At 68.3% G+C, this 14,722-nt stretch carries 16 protein-coding genes; 7 read left to right on the forward strand and 9 right to left on the reverse strand.

The genetic code is table 11. The features are described 5' to 3' along the window. Nucleotides 1–2: 2 nt before the first annotated feature. Entirely contained in the window at nucleotides 3–1,103 is a 1,101-nt protein-coding gene (ychF, locus tag MLJ35_RS10450; protein WP_243384299.1) for a redox-regulated ATPase YchF, read from the reverse strand. A gap of 130 nt (nucleotides 1,104–1,233) precedes the next feature. Here ychF and MLJ35_RS10455 point away from each other — a divergent pair, with 130 nt between their 5' ends. From MLJ35_RS10455 to MLJ35_RS10475, 5 genes are read left to right on the forward strand one after another with little or no spacing between them, the layout of a single operon-like run. Next, complete coding sequence (locus MLJ35_RS10455; protein ID WP_243384300.1) at nucleotides 1,234–1,470, forward strand: acyl-CoA carboxylase biotin carboxyl carrier protein subunit; 237 nt, start codon at nucleotides 1,234–1,236, stop codon at nucleotides 1,468–1,470. A gap of 49 nt (nucleotides 1,471–1,519) precedes the next feature. Then, nucleotides 1,520–1,732, forward strand: a complete 213-nt coding sequence (locus MLJ35_RS10460; RefSeq protein ID WP_243295006.1) for an acyl-CoA carboxylase biotin carboxyl carrier protein subunit — start codon at nucleotides 1,520–1,522, stop codon at nucleotides 1,730–1,732. Nucleotides 1,733–1,749: 17 nt separating this feature from the next. Further along, nucleotides 1,750–1,902 carry a biotin/lipoyl-containing protein gene (locus MLJ35_RS10465; RefSeq protein ID WP_243384301.1) on the forward strand — a complete coding sequence of 51 codons (153 nt, stop codon included), beginning with the start codon at nucleotides 1,750–1,752 and terminating at the stop codon, nucleotides 1,900–1,902. Continuing rightward, entirely contained in the window at nucleotides 1,902–2,687 is a 786-nt protein-coding gene (locus tag MLJ35_RS10470) for an enoyl-CoA hydratase-related protein (protein ID WP_243384302.1), read from the forward strand. The genes MLJ35_RS10465 and MLJ35_RS10470 overlap by 1 nt, the downstream gene beginning before the upstream one ends. Further along, entirely contained in the window at nucleotides 2,687–3,625 is a 939-nt protein-coding gene (locus MLJ35_RS10475; RefSeq protein ID WP_243324627.1) for a cation diffusion facilitator family transporter, read from the forward strand. Before MLJ35_RS10470 ends, MLJ35_RS10475 begins: the two co-directional genes overlap by 1 nt. 69 nt (nucleotides 3,626–3,694) lie before the next feature. On the opposite strand, the gene MLJ35_RS10480 is transcribed toward MLJ35_RS10475, so the two are convergent. The 5 genes from MLJ35_RS10480 to MLJ35_RS10500 all read right to left on the reverse strand — a co-directional run bounded on the left by MLJ35_RS10480 (nucleotide 3,695) and on the right by MLJ35_RS10500 (nucleotide 8,584). After that, on the reverse strand, nucleotides 3,695–4,741 hold the full coding sequence (locus tag MLJ35_RS10480) for an SPFH domain-containing protein (protein ID WP_243287618.1): 1,047 nt from the start codon (nucleotides 4,739–4,741) through the stop codon (nucleotides 3,695–3,697). Between the two features lie 117 nt (nucleotides 4,742–4,858). Continuing rightward, complete coding sequence (locus MLJ35_RS10485; RefSeq protein ID WP_243384303.1) at nucleotides 4,859–5,209, reverse strand: hypothetical protein; 351 nt, start codon at nucleotides 5,207–5,209, stop codon at nucleotides 4,859–4,861. Nucleotides 5,210–5,269: 60 nt separating this feature from the next. Continuing rightward, a complete protein-coding gene (locus MLJ35_RS10490; protein ID WP_243384304.1) occupies nucleotides 5,270–6,469 on the reverse strand; it encodes a DUF819 family protein in 1,200 nt (399 codons plus the stop codon). Nucleotides 6,470–6,518: 49 nt separating this feature from the next. Next, a complete protein-coding gene (locus MLJ35_RS10495; protein WP_243324621.1) occupies nucleotides 6,519–7,577 on the reverse strand; it encodes a 3-oxoacyl-ACP synthase III family protein in 1,059 nt (352 codons plus the stop codon). An 86-nt stretch (nucleotides 7,578–7,663) separates the two neighbouring features. Then, nucleotides 7,664–8,584 carry a formyltransferase family protein gene (locus MLJ35_RS10500; RefSeq protein ID WP_243384305.1) on the reverse strand — a complete coding sequence of 307 codons (921 nt, stop codon included), beginning with the start codon at nucleotides 8,582–8,584 and terminating at the stop codon, nucleotides 7,664–7,666. 74 nt (nucleotides 8,585–8,658) lie between these two features. Here MLJ35_RS10500 and MLJ35_RS10505 point away from each other — a divergent pair, with 74 nt between their 5' ends. Further along, nucleotides 8,659–9,717 carry a tetratricopeptide repeat protein gene (locus MLJ35_RS10505; protein ID WP_243384306.1) on the forward strand — a complete coding sequence of 353 codons (1,059 nt, stop codon included), beginning with the start codon at nucleotides 8,659–8,661 and terminating at the stop codon, nucleotides 9,715–9,717. A gap of 10 nt (nucleotides 9,718–9,727) precedes the next feature. Here MLJ35_RS10505 and MLJ35_RS10510 read toward each other — a convergent pair whose 3' ends face one another. The 3 genes from MLJ35_RS10510 to MLJ35_RS10520 all read right to left on the reverse strand — a co-directional run bounded on the left by MLJ35_RS10510 (nucleotide 9,728) and on the right by MLJ35_RS10520 (nucleotide 13,196). Continuing rightward, nucleotides 9,728–11,407, reverse strand: coding sequence for a tetratricopeptide repeat protein (locus MLJ35_RS10510; protein ID WP_243384307.1), 1,680 nt, complete (start codon nucleotides 11,405–11,407; stop codon nucleotides 9,728–9,730). 58 nt (nucleotides 11,408–11,465) lie between these two features. Beyond that, nucleotides 11,466–11,669 (reverse strand): cold-shock protein, encoded by a 204-nt coding sequence (locus MLJ35_RS10515; RefSeq protein ID WP_243287612.1) that lies wholly within the window; start codon nucleotides 11,667–11,669, stop codon nucleotides 11,466–11,468. A 381-nt stretch (nucleotides 11,670–12,050) separates the two neighbouring features. Further along, complete coding sequence (locus tag MLJ35_RS10520) at nucleotides 12,051–13,196, reverse strand: acyl-CoA dehydrogenase family protein (RefSeq protein WP_243287611.1); 1,146 nt, start codon at nucleotides 13,194–13,196, stop codon at nucleotides 12,051–12,053. A 163-nt stretch (nucleotides 13,197–13,359) separates the two neighbouring features. On the opposite strand from MLJ35_RS10520, the gene MLJ35_RS10525 reads away from it, so the two are divergent. Next, the gene (locus MLJ35_RS10525; RefSeq protein ID WP_243384308.1) at nucleotides 13,360–14,715 is read left to right on the forward strand and encodes an aminotransferase class I/II-fold pyridoxal phosphate-dependent enzyme; all 1,356 of its coding nucleotides are present in this window, start codon (nucleotides 13,360–13,362) and stop codon (nucleotides 14,713–14,715) included. Nucleotides 14,716–14,722: the final 7 nt, after the last annotated feature.

A 14,722-nucleotide genomic window follows, 5' to 3' on the forward strand; every position in this document is an offset into this window, starting at 1 on the left:
CCCTAGACGTTGAACAGGAAGTTCATCAGGTCGCCATCCTTGACGACGTAGTCCTTGCCCTCCGTGCGCATCTTGCCGGCGTCCTTGGCGCCCTGCTCGCCCTTGTACTGGATGAAGTCCTCGTAGGCGATGACCTGGGCGCGGATGAAGCCCTTCTCGAAGTCCGTGTGGATGACGCCGGCGGCCTGGGGGGCCGTGTCGCCCTTGTGGATGGTCCAGGCCCGCACCTCCTTCACCCCGGCGGTGAAGTAGGTCTGGAGGCCCAGCAGGTCATAGCTGGCGTGGATGAGCACGTTCAGGCCGGGCTCGGAGAGGCCGGCCTCTTCCAGGAAGAGGGGGCGGTCCTCCTCCGGCAGGTCCTGGATCTCGGCCTCGAGCTTGGAGCAGATGGGGATGCAGGGAGCCTGGCGCTCGGCGGCCAGCTCCTGCAGCTTCCGGTAGTGGGCGTTGCCCTCGGGGTTCCGGATGTCCTCCTCCCCGATGTTGCCCACGAAGAGCGTGGGCTTGAGGGTGAGCAGCCCGTAGGACTTGATCAGGGCCTTGTCCTCCGGGGAAAGACCGGCCGTCCGGGCCCACTTGCCCCCGTCCAGGGCGGCGAAAACCCGCTCCAGCACAGCCACCAGGGCCTGGGATTCCTTGTTGCCGGTCTTGGCGATCTTCCGGTGGCGCTCCAGGCCCTTCTCCACCGCGTCCAGGTCCTTGATGACCAGCTCGGTCTCGATGATGCCCAGGTCCCGCTCGGGGTTCACGCCGCCCTCCACGTGGGTGACGTTGCCGTCCTCGAAGCAGCGGACCACCTGCACGATGGCGTCCGTCTCCCGGATGTGGCCCAGGAAGGCGTTGCCCAGGCCCTCGCCCTTGCTGGCGCCGCGCACCAGGCCCGCGATGTCCACGAACTCCTGGGCCGCGGGGAGGATGCGCTGGGGCTTCACGATTTCCGCCAGGGCCGCCAGCCGCGGGTCCGGCACATCCACCACGCCCGTGTTGGGCTCGATGGTGCAGAAGGGGTAGTTGGCCGAAGCCGCGCCCGCACGGGTGAGGGCGTTGAAAAGGGTGGACTTTCCCACATTGGGGAGACCCACGATGCCACAGGCGACAGCCATTCCATCCTCCAAGCCCTCCAGTATCGCCTACCGGAGATGTGACGAAAAGAACGGCTTCTGGCCCTTGCGCGGGAAGCCCGTCCGCCATAACCTCCCCGCCAAGGTCGCGGATGGGCGAAAGGGAGGCAGCATGATCGTGCGGGCGGAATGGCCGGGCTATGTGGTGGACGTCCTTGTCCGCCCCGGCCAGGAGGTGGAGGAGGACGAGCCCCTGATGATCCTCGAGGGCACGGACGCCTCTCGCACCGCCTTCTACATCAACGCTCCGGAGTGCGGGAAGGTCCGCGAGGTCCTCATGGAGGAGGGCGACTTCGCCTACGAGGACGACGACCTGGTGGTGATCGGCGACTCCGACAAGGACGATTGACGCGGCAGACCGCTACACTGGGGCCATCGTCCTTTTCGAGAGGTGTTGGATGGCGCTGGTGCGGGCCGAGATGGCTGGGAAGGTCCTGGAAGTCTGCGTGGCGGAAGGGGATTCCGTGGGCGAGGACCAGGATCTGGTGATCATCGAGTCGATGAAGATGCAGATTCCCGTGGGGAGTCCCGAGGAGGGGACGGTCAGCAGGGTGTTCGTGGCCCCGGACCAGTTCCTCAACGAGGGGGATCCCATCGTCGAACTTTCGTGAGGTTTCCTGTGCGCGAAATGCTTGGTGTTGAGGTCTCGCGTATCCCCGCAGGGGATACCGAGAAGATCCAGATTCCCGTGGGAAGCCCCGAGGAGGGGACGGTCAAGAAGGTCTTCGTGACCCCGGACCAGTTCCTGAACGAGGGGGATTCCATCGTCGAGCTGGGCTGATGGAGATCCGCGTCGAACGCCTGGGGGGGGCCGATGCGGGTCTGGTCCTGCTGGGCCTCGATCGGCCTGCCGCCAAGAACGCGCTGGGCCGGCAGCTCATGGCGGAGTTCCGCCAGGCCCTCGCGGACCTGCGCTTCGACCCGGAGGTCCGGGTGGTGGTGGTGCACAGCCTGGTGCCCGGCGTCTTCTGCGCGGGGGCGGACCTGAAGGAGCGAGCGGGCATGTCCCCAGTCGAGACCGCCGCCTTTGTCCACGGCCTGCGGAGCGCCTTCACGGAGCTGGAGGACCTGCCGGTGCCCGTCATCGCGGCCCTGGAAGGGGCGGCCTTCGGCGGCGGGCTGGAGCTGGCCCTGGCGGCGGACCTCCGCGTGGCGGGGGCCGAGGCGAAACTGGGCCTGGTGGAGACGGCCCTGGCGATCATCCCGGGCGCCGGAGGCACCCAGCGGCTGCCGAGGCTCATCGGCGCCTCCCGCGCCAAGGAGCTGATCTTCACGGCCCGCCGCATCGGAGCGGAGGAGGCCGGGCGCCTGGGGATCGTGGACCGGGTGGTTCCCGCGGGCGGCGCCCTGGACGCGGCCCTGGCCTTGGCGCGGGAGATCCTCCCCAATGGGCCCGTGGCGCTGCGCATGGCCAAGCTGGCGGTGAACCGGGGTCTCGAGCTGGACCGGGACTCGGGCCTCGCTTTCGAGCAGGCCTGCTACGCCCAGGTGATCCCCACCAAGGATCGGCTCGAGGGGCTGGCCGCCTTCCGGGAGAAGCGGAAACCCCAGTACCGGGGCGAATGATGTCGGACCACCACCATCACGGGCCCAGCACCACCGGGCGCCTGGCCTGGAGCGCCGGCATCTTCTTCGCCAGCTTCGTCCTCCAGGGCCTCGGCGGGTGGTGGACCGGCTCCATCGGCCTGGTGAGCGACAGCCTGGAGAACCTGAACGATGTGCTGGTGAACAGCCTGGGCATCCTCAGCCTCTGGCTGGCCAACCGGCGGGACCCCGACGACCGCTGGACCTTCGGCTGGCACCGCCTGGAAGTGTTCAATAGCCTCGTGGGCGTGGGATTCCTCCTGTTTCTCGCCGGGGCCGTGGGCTGGGAGGCCCTGGCCCGCTTCCGCCACCCCGTGCCCATCCAGACCGGCTGGGTGCTGGTGTTCTCGGGCATCGGCCTCCTGCTGAACATCGCCGCCACGGTGGTGCTGGTGCCCCGGGACCGCAGCCTGCTGGAGCGGGACGCCAACCTCCGCGCCGCCTATCTGCACGCCTTCGCCGACAGCCTCACCAGCGTGTCCCTCGTGGGGAGCATGATCCTCATCCGCCTCACGGGCTGGCGCTGGGTGGATCCGGCCATCGCCCTGGTGATCCTGGCGGTCATCCTGCGGGGCGCCGTGCTGCTGCTGCGGGACGCCGTGGGGATCCTCATGCATCGCGCCGCCTTCGAGCACGAGTCCGTGAAGGCGGAGCTGATGGCGCTGCCGGGCATCCTCGGCGTGGAGGATTTCCGCAGCTGGAAGATGTGCAGCCACCTCACCATCGCCACCGCCCACATCATCGTGGAGGCGGATCGGCTGGGAGACACCGAGGCCCACCTTGAGCGCATCGAGCGCCTGCTGTGGGATCGCCACGGCGTCCGCCACCTGACGGTCCACTTCGAAACCCGCGAGATGGCGGACCACCACCACCATCGGTTCATCCACCGGCACGAGGTGGAGGCGGATCATCACCATTAGGCCGCTTTTCATGTGCTGCAAAAAACAGGGCGGCTCAAGCCGCCCTGTTTTTTGCAGCAAGCAAAGGCTTCAATTCCCCATTCCATGCTTCTTCATGATGGCGGCGCGCTGGGTGTCGTACTCGGCCTGGGTGATGAGCTGGCCGTCGAAGAGCTCCTTGAGCTCGGTCAGTTCGTCCTTGAGCGACTTCGCGGGAGCCGCGGGCGCGGCGGGGGCGCTGCCGGCGGGGAAGCCCTGCTGGCCCATCTGCTGGGCGGCGCCTGTCATCTGCTGGCCCATCATGTTGCCCATGCCGAAGCCTAGGCCCACGCCCATGCCCATGCCGGCGACCCCGCCGGGATTCTGGGCGGCGAGCGGGATGCTGTCGGCCACCTGCATCTGCGTGTAGGCGCCCATGACCGGGGCCATCATGCCCACGCCAGTGCGCTTGTCCATCATGGCTTCCACTTCCTCGGGGAGGCTGATGTTCTCCACGAAGAACTTGGAGAGCTCCAGGCCCATGGTCTTGAACTCGTCCTGGAGCTTCTGCTTCACCAGGTCCGAGATCTCGTCGTATTTGGCGGCCAGGTCGAGGGCGGGGATCTTGGCCTCGCCGAGGGTGTCCGTGAAGCGGCTCATGATGGTCTTGCGGAGCTGCTCGGAGATGTCGGGAACGGTGTAGACGCCGTTGGTGCCCACCAGCTGCTTGAGGAAGGTGCCGCTGTCCACCACCTTGATGGAGTAGATGCCGAAGGCCCGGATGCGCAGCATGCCGAAGTCGGCGTCGCGCATCATGATGGGGTTCGAGGTGCCCCACTTCAGGTCGTTGTAGAGCTTGGTGGAGATGAAGTAGACGTCGCTCTTGAAGGGGCTCTCGAAACCGTACTTCCAGCCCTTCAGCGTGGCGAGGATGGGCAGGTTCTGGGTGGTGAGGTTGTGCGTGCCGGGCTTGAACACGTCCGCCAGCTGGCCCTCGTTGACGAAGACGGCCTCCTGGCTTTCGCGCACCACCAGCTTGCCGCCGTTCTGGATCTCCTGCCCCCGCATGGGGAAGCGCCAGGCCAGCGTGTCGTTGGAATCATCCAGCCATTCGAGGATGTCGAGGAATTGGGCTTTGCCCCAGTCCATCAGACCCATGTGTCGTTCTCCTTGCGGCATCGGCCGCACGTACGATTCTAGGCCGGGCTGTCAAGCCGGACAGGCCGTGCGGTGGGAAAAACCGGTGAACGGTCGCCGCAGGTCGGGGAGCCTCCGTCAGCGGCTTCCCTTGACCATGCGAACGGTGCCGTCGGCCTTGCCCTTGGCGCCCGGCTGGTCGATGCGGGCCTTGCTGTGGACCATGTGGGTGTCGCTGTCGATGATGCAGCGCCAGCCCCGCTCCTCGCCGGGCATGCGGAGGTCCACCTCCCAGCCTCCGGAAGCGCCATTCAGCGGGATGCGCCGGGCGCTGATGGCCCGGCCGCCGGTCTCCCGCTCGGCGATGGATTTGGCCTCGCCAGCGGTCTTCACGGGCCCGCCCGAGTGCTTGCGGGATCTGGGGGTGCCTGCGGACAGGACGAGGGCGGGAACCAGCGCCAGGGCGGCGCCGAAGGCAAGGGCACGCATATGGGACTCCGGGGTTTGCCAGGATTCTAGGCGGTCCGGGGCGGCCGAGGCAACCGACCTTCAGCGGCCGAAGAAGGCTCCGACGTAGGTGCCGATGTAGTAGCCGAGGTAGCTGGCGATGACGTAGCCCCAGACTCCCGTGAGGAGCGCTGGAAGGACGAGGCTGTTCCAGCCCTTGCCGATGGCCATGGCGGCGGCGGTGGTGGGGCCGCCGATGGTGGCGTTGGAGGCCACGAGCAGCACCTCCAGATCCTGGCGCGTCCACTTGCCCAGAAGGAGCGTGACGAGGAGGTTCACCGCCAGGATGATGGCCGCGTACGCCAGGAGGATGGGGCTCTCCCGGAGGACGTTCGAGATGGAGGCCGGCACCCCGATGACCACGAAGAAGAGGTAGATGAGGAGGGTGCCCAGTTCCCGGGCCCCCCGGATGCCGGACAGGAACCGGGGGAAGGCCGTGGCAAGGCCGGCGGTCAGGGCTGTGATCAGGAGGTATTTCTGCCCGATGAGCCCCTTCAGCAGCGGCGGGAGGCCGCTGGCCCCGACGGCGGCCGCGAGCTTGACGGAGACCGTGACGATGAGCAGGGCGCAGGCCAGGGCGGCGGACAGGTCTTTGAGGGAGATCTCATTGCGGCCCCAGTAGCTGGAGGCGGGGTTGTCGGTCCCGGACCCCTGTGCGGCCTCGAGCTGGTCCAGGAGGGGGGTGGGGTACTTCCGCCGGATGAAGACCACGCTGGGCAGGGCGGTGAGCAGTCCGAAGAAGACAGCCATCAGCAGGTTATCCGCCACCAGCCCCGCGTTGATGAGGCCCGGCGAGACGCGGAAGGCTTCGGACATGGCCACGTAGTTCACGCTGCCGCCGATGTAGCTGCCAGAGAACATGGCCGAGATCCCGCCGATCTCGGGGATCCTCCGCCCCAGCAGGGCCGTGGCGAGGATGGTGCCCAGGACCGTGCCGAGGGTGGACATGTGGAAGGCCCCGAAGACTCGCCCGCTCTCCCGCCAGATCTTCCGCAGGTCCGCCGTGAAGAGCAGGAGTGGCACGGCCATGGGCACCACGTAGGTCCAGACACTGTCGTAGACCGGGCTCGCAATGGGAACCACACCGAGGTTGGCGAACAGCAGTCCCCCGCCCAGGGCCAGGATGCAGCCGGAGACGGCGGAGGCCCAGCGGTAGCGCTGCTCGAGGTGGATGCTGACCGCGGCCCAGGCGAAGAGGAAGGCCCAGAGGGCCCAGGTGTCGTCCGGTTTGATGAGCGTCATCGCTCCTCCTTGGCCCGATCCGTATCCAGGGTGGTCTCGTCAGGCGTTCTCAGGCCCGGTACAGCGCGGCGCCCCAGTGCAGGCCGGAGCCCAGGGCGGTGAAGGCTACCAGGCCGCCGGGGCGCACCAGGCCCTGCTGGCGGCACTCGTGGAAGAGAATGGGCAGGGTGGCCGCGGTGGTGTTGCCGTAGCGCTCGATGTTGTGGGGCACCTTCTCCGGCGGCAGGCCGAGCGCTTTCTGGACGCCCTCGATGATGCGAAGGTTCGCCTGGTGGACCAGCACCAGGTCCAGGTCCGCCACCGTGACGCCCCCTTCGTCGCAGACGTCCCGCACCGCCTGCGGCATGAGGGTTACCGCGGACCGGAAGACCTCCTTGCCGGACATCACCGGAAGGGTCTCGCCGGCTTCGATCTGCGCCTGGTCCACGAAGGGCCGGCGCTTGAAGCTGGCGCCCGGCATGGTCAACACGCCCGCCCCGGTGCCATCGGTGAAGAGCTTCGTCTTCAGGAGGCCGCGGTCCTCGTCCCGCGCCTCGATCACCACGGCGCCGGCCCCGTCGCCGAACAGGACGGTGCGATCCCGGCTGGCGGTGTTCTCGGCCTTTTCCGCGTCGGTGACCTCGCGCGTCGAGCGGCCGATCACTGTGTCCCACCCCAGGTGCCAGGGCATGAAGCCCGTGTGCACCTCGGCCCCCACCAGCAGGACCTTGCGGTACCGGCCGCTCTGGATGAGCAGGTCCGCCAGCTCCAGCCCGTAGAGGAAGCCGCTGCACTGCTGCCGGATGTCGAAGGTGGGGAGGTCCGTGCGGAGGCCCAGCGCCGCCTGCAGCAGGGGGCCATCGCCGGGGAGGACGTGGTCGGGCGTCATGGTGGCGAACACCACCGCGTCGAGGTCTCCGGGCGCCAGCCCCGCATCGGCCAGGGCGGCCCGGGAGGCCAGCACGCCCAGGTCGGTGGAGCCCTGGCCGGGCTCCGCGAAGCGCCGCTCCTGGATGCCGCTGCGGGTCCGGATCCACTCATCCGAGGTGTCCATGATCCCCGCCAGGGCCGCGTTCGTGACAACGTGCGGAGGCAGGCCGATGCCGGTTCCAGTGATCACGCTTCGCATGGATTTCCTTTTCTCGTGAGGGCGCGACAGCATACCCCGGATTCCAGGGCGGAGCCAGATCCGGCCGGGAGGCCCGGAAGGCCGGCTCAGCCTTCGCTGATCCCGAGCGCCCGGAGGGCGTTGGCCTGCTCACTGGGGCGCTCCAGCCGGGCTCCCTCCACCTTGAGCGTGTGGAGACGCAGGGCCCCGTCCGCGAAGCCGAGCAGCACGCCATCCCTCAGGGCGAGGAAGCGTCCCTGGGGGCAGGGCAGGTCCGTGGGCAGCGCCCAGGCGACCTTGGCAGAGCCCTCGGCGGTCTCGAGGAAGGCGTTGGGCCAGGGGTCGGCCACGGCCCGGATCTGGTTGAAGGCCTCCTGGGCCGTCATGGCGAAATCGAGCCGGGAGTCGACGGGCTTCCGCCCTCCGAAGTAGGTGGAGGGTCCCAGGGTCTTCTGGTCGATGCGGGGGAGGCTCCCGTCCACCAGGCCCGGGATGGCCTCGCGCACGAGGCCCCGGCCGGCGTCCGCGGCCTTCTGCGTGAGGCTGAGGGCGGTCTCGTCCCAGTCGATGGGGAGGCGGGCCTGGGCCAGGATGTGGCCGTCGTCGGGCTTGGGCGTCATGGCGTGCAGGGTGATGCCGGTTTCGCTCTCGCCCTTCACCAGCACCCAGTTGATGGGCGCCCGGCCCCGGTACTTCGGCAGCAGGCTGCCGTGAAGGTTGTAGGCCCCCAGTCTCGGAATCTCCAGGAAACGCGCCTGGATCATCTCCCGGAAGTAGAAGCTGAAGAGGAAGTCGGGCCGGTGCGCACGGATGGCCTCGAACACCTCGTCGGCGTTGAAGGCGGGGGCCATGTGGACCGGGATCCCGTGGGCCCCGGCCACGACCGCCGGCGGCGTGAACCACTGCTCATCGGCCCCCTGGGCGTAGGTGTACAGGGCCTTCACCTCCACCCCGGCCTCCAGCAGTCCCTGCAGGGCCGAGGTCCCCACGCTGGAATAGGCACACACAACAGCAGTCGGGCGCGGCATAATCCCTCCACGTCCAGCATCTCATAACCCGTTGACCTTCCTGTCCGTAGCCCTATGTTGTGCCGGGAGCTTCCATGCGCCTGCGTGTCCTGCCCTTGCTGTTCGGCGCCGTGCTGCTGGCGGCTGGCGAGGATCCCTTCGAGCCGCCTCCGGAGGTCCAGGCCTTTGCGCGTCAGCAGACCAATGGCCGGCCGAGCATCTCCTCCAAGGTCTCCACCCTGCTCCGGGCCTTTTTCTCCCCGGCTGAGGAGGGCGGGCTGGGGATCGTCTATGACAATGCCTACACCCGGACGCCCAAGGAGGTCTGGCGGGATCGCAAAGCCAACTGCCTCGGCTTGACCGCGCTTTTCGTGGGCGCCTGCAAGTCGATCGGCCTCGAGGTGCGGTACGGCGAGCCCCTGCGGATCAGCCGCTGGCGCCGGGTGGGCACGACGGTGCGGTTCGAGCGGCACGTGGTGGCCGTGGTGCAGTCGGGAACGCTGGGGCAGGAACTGGTGGCCGACTTCCTGCCCGAAGTGCGCCGAGACAGCCTGCTGATCGCCCCGCTCGAGCCGAAGCGCGTGAAGGCCCTCTACTTCAGCAACCGGGCGGTGGAGCTGCTGGCGGAGGAGAAGCAGGAGGAAGCCCTCCACGCCGCCCGCCATTCCATCGAGGTGGATCCGGCCCTGGGCGTGGGCTGGAACATCCTGGGGGTGGTCCAGCGGGCCCAGGGGCACGACGCCGACGCCGAGGCCTCGTTCCGGAAGGCCCTCTGGGAAGATCCCAAGGACGGCGCCCCCTGCGGAAACCTGGAGAACCTCCTCCGGGCCCAGGGCCGCACGGAGGAAGCGATCGCCTACCGCGAGCGTGGTCTGGAGATCCGGAAGCGGGACCCCTTCTTCAACGCCTTCCTGGCCGAAGAGGCCCTCGGGGAGCAGCAGTGGGACGAGGCGGGACGGCGCATCAAGCAGGCCATCCGGCTGCTTCCCTATGAACCGGAATTCTACTGGATCCAGGCCCGGGTGGCCCTGGCCCAGGGCCGGACGAAGGACGCCATCAAGTCGCTGGAGAAGGCCCGCAAGTGGGCTCAACCCGAGGCGCAGGCCCGGTACGACAGCAAGCTCTCGCTGCTCCGGAACATCAAGCCCGAGTGATCCCGGGAGGTCAGTTCGCTTCCAGCTCCGCCAGGCGGGCCTGGGCCTCGGCGCTGTCGGGGTGGTGGAGCAGGCATTCGCGCAGGTAGCGGCGCGCTCCGTCGAGGTCTTCCAGTTCCCGCCTCGCCTCCGCCAGCTGGATCAGGGCCTCCTCGGACTGGCTGTCCACCTGGAGGGCCTGCCGCCAGTGGCTTTCCGCCCGGTCCCAATCGCCCAGTTCCGCACAGGCATGCCCTGCGTCCATGAGGAACCCCAGGTTCCGGGGGTCCATCCGGACGGCATGTTCCAGGTCCAGGCGGGCGGGGACGTGATCGGCCAGGTTGGCCCGGGCGAGCCCCCGCAGGTGCCAGAACTCTGCCCGCTCCCGGCAGGACTCCCCCAGGCCATTCAGATAGGGGAGCAGGGCCTCCCAGGCTTCCAGGCCGGCGAGGCAGTCGGCCTGGAGAAGCAGGAGGTCCGTGTCGTCGGGGGCCTGCTGGAGCAGGGTTGCGACTTCTCCATAGGCGGCCTCGTATTCCCCCAGGGCCACCCGGACCTGCAGGAGAAGCGGCGGACGATGGTCGCCCCGGCGATCCGGCGGGATCTTCTCGAGGAGCTGCTTCGCGAAGGCCGGATCGCCCTCCCACCAGAAGGCGAACTCCGCCCGGCGGAGCTGCCACTCTTCGCGGAGGAGATCCCCCTCCGTCCCCTCCGGGAGGGTCCGCCAGGCCCGCGCCAGGCTCCCGAGCGCCTCGGCATTGCGCTCCAGGTCGAGTGCGATCTGGTACCGCTCCATCCATAGGCGGAAGGCGCCCGGCAATTGTCCGACGGCATCCTCCACCGTCCGCCAGGCACCGTCGATGTCCCCCATGCGCCGTCGGGAGAGGCACTCCACGAGCCAGGGCAGGGGCTGGTTCCGGCGGTCCCGGGGGAGGCCCCCGACCAGGCCCAGGGCCTCGGCGGGTCGGCCGTTCCGCAGCAGGTACATGCCCGCCGCCCCCCGGTCCCAGGGGAGCCGAGGGTCGCCATGGCGGGAGATCAGCGTCGCCAGGGCGCGCTCGGCCACGTCCTCCCGTCCATGCTGGAACCCGGCCAGCATCAGGTCCTCGAGCACCAGCGGATCATCCCAGGCCAGGGGGAGGGCGTCCTCGAACCGCGTCCAGGCCTGATGCAGCGCATCCTCTCGGCCGGAGCGCAGGAGGAGGATGCCCTGCAGGTGGCGCAGCCGGGCCATCCGCGGAGCCAGCCGGATGAACCGGTCGCCCCAGGCGATGCGGCGGAGCGAAGGCGCGTCGGGAACCCGCCGGAAGGCCTGGGACACCACCAGGCGCTTCCATAGGGGAAGGCGGGTGAGCTGGGCATCCAGGGCGTCCAGCCAGGCCCGGTCCCGGTAGCCGAGGGCCTGGTGCGCCGCGCTCCGCAGGAGGCGGATCCGATAGCCCAGCTCGCCGGTGGCCAGGGGCGCCCGGGAGAGGTGCTCCGCCACGGTCGAGGCGGGTTCGCCGGCGGCCCACATGGCCTCGGCGCGGGTCAGCCGCGACGGGTACAGCCAGGCCTGCCGAATCGCCCAGCCCAGCCAGGCCCCGGCCAGGATCGTGAGCGGGAGGATCCACCCGAACCGGGGGTCGCGGCGGAATCCCTCCAGCGACAGGAGGACCATCAAGGCCATCAGCAGGATGCCCAGGACCGGGCGGACGGAGACCTTCTTCATGGCTCCAGGGTACGCGACGGGCCCCGGCCGGAACCGGGGCCCGGGGGAAAAACGGGGATCAGATCTTGTTGACGTTCGCAGCCTGGGGTCCCTTGGGGCCCTGCACCACATCGAAGCTGACCCGCTGCTTCTCCTCGAGGGTGCGGAACCCCTTGGCCTGGACGGCTGAGTAGTGAACGAAGATGTCGGCCCCACCCTCATCGGGGGTGATGAACCCGAACCCCTTCTCGGCGTTGAACCACTTGACGGTACCTTCGGACATGACTTTCTTCCCGGGGACCAAGCCCCATAAGCCTGGAGGTTGGTCGCGCGATACGCACCAGGCATGCGGATCGCGGGGGCTTACGCCCGAGTGAAACCGGGATCCCCGGCGGGAGTCCCTCCCCCACTTTTCACGGCTGTTGAGCTGGTAAAGATGGATGGTTGACAGGGATTCTAGGGTCGGGGGTTGCGGTCTTCAAGACCCAAAACGCAGAAGGCGGCCACGGGCCGCCTTCTGCGCACGGGGCTTCGCCCCTTTTGTTGCCTTGCTGGATCTCCTTGGCGATGACCAGGCGCTGGATCTGGTTATGGACGAACGCCGGGTCCCCGCTCGGGACAGCGCCGGTGCGCTGTCCGCTCGCGACCCGGACGATCCAGCGGCCTAATTGCCCTGCTGGATCTCCTTGGCGATGACCAGCCGCTGGATCTGGTTCGTCCCTTCATAGATCTGGAGCAGCTTGGCGTCGCGCATGCACTTCTCGACCAGGTAGTCGCGGCTGTAGCCGTTGCCGCCGAGAATCTGCACGGCGTCGGTGGTGACTTCCATGGCGGTGTCCGTGGCGAAGGTCTTGGCGATGGCGCTCTGCTTGGAGTTCTTGATGCCGTTGTCAGTCATCCAGGCGGCCTGCCAGGTGAGCAGGCGGGCGGCCTCGATCTTCTTGGCCATGTCCGCCAGCATGAAGCTGATGGCCTGGTTGGCGAAGATGGGCTGGCCGAACTGGATGCGGGTCTTGGCGTACTGCAGGGCGATCTCGTAGGCGGCGCGGGCCACGCCCACGCCCCCGGCGGCGACGGCGGCGCGGGTCTGGTCCAGGGTCTTCATGGCGATGACGAAGCCCATGCCCTCCTTGCCGAGGAGGTTCTCGGCGGGCACCTCGGCGTCGTTGAAGTAGAGCTCCACCTGATTGCTGGCGCGCTGACCCATCTTGTCCAGGGCCTTGCCCACCACCAGGCCCGGCGTATCGCGGGGCACGACGATGCAGCTGGTGCCGCGGGCGCCCTTGCTGGGGTCGGTGCTGCAGAAGAGCGCGTACCAGTCGGCGTAGCCGCCGTTGGTGCAGTAGCACTTGGTGCCGTTGATGATGTACTTGTCGCCCTTCTTCTCGGCGCGGCAGCTCATGCCGCCGGCGTCGGAGCCCGCGTTGGGCTCGGAGAGGGAGAAGGCCGCGAACTTGGGCTCCTCGGCGATCATGCCCAGCCACTTCTTCTTCTGCTCGGGGCTCGCCGCGATGAGGAGGGGCGTCATGGCCAGGCCGTTGGCCATGATGGAGGTGTAGAGGCCGCCGCAGCCCCAGGACAGCTCTTCGCAGACGATGGCCTCATCCATCTGGGAAGCGCCGGGGCCGCCGCAGTCCTCGGGCACCAGGGCCTGAAGGTAGCCGTAGTCGAAGGCGGCCTTGTAGACGTCCACGGCCCACTCGCCGGTCTCGTCGTACTTGCGGGCCACGGGGCGCATGATCTTCTCGGCGAAGGTATGGGCCCGTTCTTTTTCGGCCAGCTGTTCGGGGGTGAGCGAGAAACCGAGCATGGATGCCTCTTCAGAATAGGGAGGTGGAATGGCGCGCGGATGGGTCCGGAGGGTCCAGTCTAGCGGCCCACCCCGCGCCGCCCAAGGCCGGAGGCCCTGTCGCGGAGTAGGATGACGGCGGTCACAGTGCGGCCCCGGGTTAAACTCAAGGGTTGGAGTGCCCATGACCATTCATCTGACCGACCTCGGCAAGGCCGTCCTCGAGACCGAATACGCCGTGCGGGGCCCCATTGTGGCCCGGGCCGCGGAACTGGAGAAGCAGGGCCGCGAGATCATCTACTGCAACATCGGGAACCCCCAGTCCCTGGGCCAGAAGGCACTCACCTGGAACCGCCAGATCCTCGCCCTCTGCGAATATCCGGCGCTGATGGACCTGGCCCCCGGAATCTTCCCGCCCGATGTGATCGAGACCGCCAAGGCCATCCTCGCCGGGACGAAGCACGGCCTCGGCGCCTACAGCGAGAGCCGCGGCGTGCGGTACATCCGCGAGGCTGTGGCCGAATTCATCCTGGAACGCGACCACATGCGGGTGGATCCCGACGCCATCTTCCTGACGGACGGCGCCAGCAAGGGCGTGCAGACCATCCTGCGCCTGCTCATCGCCGGCCCCCAGGACGGGATCATGATCCCCATCCCCCAGTACCCTTTGTACTCGGCCACCATCACGCTGTACGAGGGGCGCATGGTGCCCTACTACCTGGACGAGGCCAACGGGTGGAAGCTGAGCCGCGCCATGCTGGAGGCCTCCCTGGCCCAGGCGAAGGCCGAAGGCACCCACGTGAAGGCCATCTGCGTCATCAACCCGGGCAATCCCACGGGCGCGGTGCTGGACGAGGCCAACATCGAGATGGTCATCGGGTTCGCGAGGGATCACGGACTCTCGATCCTGGCCGACGAGGTCTACCAGGAGAACATCTACCTGCCGGGCGACGAGTTCGTGTCCTTCGCCAAGGTGCTCCACCAGATGGAGGCGAAGGAGGTCTCCCTCTTCAGCTTCCACTCCTGTTCCAAGGGCTATCTGGGCGAGTGCGGCGTGCGCGGCGGCTACTTCGAGTACCGGAACGTGCCCGAGGACGTGGCCGCCCAGATCCTCAAGCTCCAGAGCGTGAGCCTCTGCGCCAACTTGGCGGGGCAGGCGGCCACCTGCGCGATGGTGCGTCCTCCGAAGCCGGGCATGCCCTCGTACGCCCGGTACGCCGAGGAGAAGGCTGCCATCCTCGGCGCGCTGAAGCAGCGGGCCATCCTGCTGGCCGAGGGCCTGAACCGCATCGAGGGCATCGCCTGCAACGTGATCGCGGGTGCCATGTACGCCTTCCCCAGCATCACGCTGCCGCCCGGCCGCACGGACTTCGACTACGCCATGGCGCTGCTCGAGCAGACGGGGATCTGCGTGGTGCCCGGCTCCGGCTTCGGCCAGGCCGATGGCACGGCCCACTTCCGCACCACCATCCTGCCGCCCACGGACAAGCTCCAGAAGGTCGTCGAAGCCCTGGGCGAATTCCACCGGAACTACCGCTGAATCCCAC

The organism is Geothrix alkalitolerans, assembly GCF_022808885.1.
GTDB classification, from domain to species: Bacteria; Acidobacteriota; Holophagae; order Holophagales; family Holophagaceae; genus Geothrix; species Geothrix alkalitolerans.